1 rRNA gene is annotated in these 1,660 nt (G+C 54.0%); it reads right to left on the bottom strand.

The features are described from left to right. Window positions 1–1,660: ribosomal RNA gene (locus GC097_RS00010) — 23S ribosomal RNA — on the bottom strand; the annotation flags it as partial.

The following is a 1,660-nucleotide window of genomic DNA, read 5'->3' as shown; positions in this document are numbered from 1 at the left end:
GTATTCGTCAGCTGCATGCATTGCTGCACTTCCACCTCGAACCTATCAACCTCGTCGTCTACAAGGGGTCTTACATACTGGGAAATCTCATCTTGAGGGGGGCTTCGCGCTTAGATGCTTTCAGCGCTTATCCCCTCCGTACATAGCTACCCAGCGGTGCCTCTGGCGAGACAACTGGTACACCAGCGGTACGTCCATCCCGGTCCTCTCGTACTAAGGACAGCTCCTCTCAAATTTCCTACGCCCGCGACAGATAGGGACCGAACTGTCTCACGACGTTCTGAACCCAGCTCGCGTACCGCTTTAATGGGCGAACAGCCCAACCCTTGGGACCTACTTCAGCCCCAGGATGCGATGAGCCGACATCGAGGTGCCAAACCTCCCCGTCGATGTGGACTCTTGGGGGAGATAAGCCTGTTATCCCCAGGGTAGCTTTTATCCGTTGAGCGATGGCCCTTCCATTCGGTACCACCGGATCACTAAGTCCGACTTTCGTCCCTGCTCGACTTGTAGGTCTCGCAGTCAAGCTCCCTTATGCCTTTGCACTCTGCGAATGATTTCCAACCATTCTGAGGGAACCTTTAAACGCCTCCGTTACATTTTAGGAGGCGACCGCCCCAGTCAAACTGCCCACCTGACACTGTCCCCATACCGGTTCACGGTACCAGGTTAGAACTCCGATACGATCAGGGTGGTATCCCAACGGCGCCTCCACCCAAGCTGGCGCTCAGGCTTCAAAGGCTCCCACCTATCCTGTACAGATCGTACCAAAGTCCAATATCAAGCTGCAGTAAAGCTCCATGGGGTCTTTCCGTCTTGTCGCGGGTAACCTGCATCTTCACAGGTATTAAAATTTCACCGGATCTCTCGTTGAGACAGCGCCCAAGTCGTTACGCCATTCGTGCGGGTCAGAATTTACCTGACAAGGAATTTCGCTACCTTAGGACCGTTATAGTTACGGCCGCCGTTTACTGGGGCTTCAATTCATAGCTTCGGGGTTGCCCCCTAACCACTCCTCTTAACCTTCCAGCACCGGGCAGGCGTCAGCCCGTATACTTCGCCTTGCGGCTTCGCACAGACCTGTGTTTTTGCTAAACAGTCGCTTGGGCCTTTTCACTGCGGCCCCCTCGGGCTATTCACCCTACCGAGGCACCCCTTCTCCCGAAGTTACGGGGTCATTTTGCCGAGTTCCTTAACGAGAGTTCTTCCGCGCGCCTTAGAATTCTCTTCTCACCCACCTGTGTCGGTTTGCGGTACGGGCACCTTCGCCTGGCTAGAAGCTTTTCTTGGCAGTGTGAAATCATGACCTTCGGTACTTAAAGTTTCCCTCCCCATCACAGCCCAGCCTTACGGTTAGCGGATTTGCCTACTAACCAGCCTCACTGCTTGGACAGACATCCATCAGTCTGCGTCACTATCCTTCTGCGTCACTCCATTGCTCATAACGGCTACGGTGGTACAGGAATTTCCACCTGTTGTCCATCGACTACGCCTTTCGGCCTCGCCTTAGGTCCCGACTTACCCTGAGCGGACGAGCCTTCCTCAGGAACCCTTAGGTTTTCGGCGGATCAGATTCTCACTGATCTTTTCGTTACTTATACCGGCATTCTCACTTGTATGCGCTCCACCTGTCCTTACGGTCAGAATTCAACGTACATAC

This window comes from Paenibacillus planticolens (assembly GCF_013141725.1).
Classification (GTDB): Bacteria; Bacillota; Bacilli; order Paenibacillales; family NBRC-103111; genus Paenibacillus_E; species Paenibacillus_E planticolens.
Note: the sequence above shows the minus strand (reverse complement) of the source record. Positions and strands in the feature narration are given on the sequence as shown.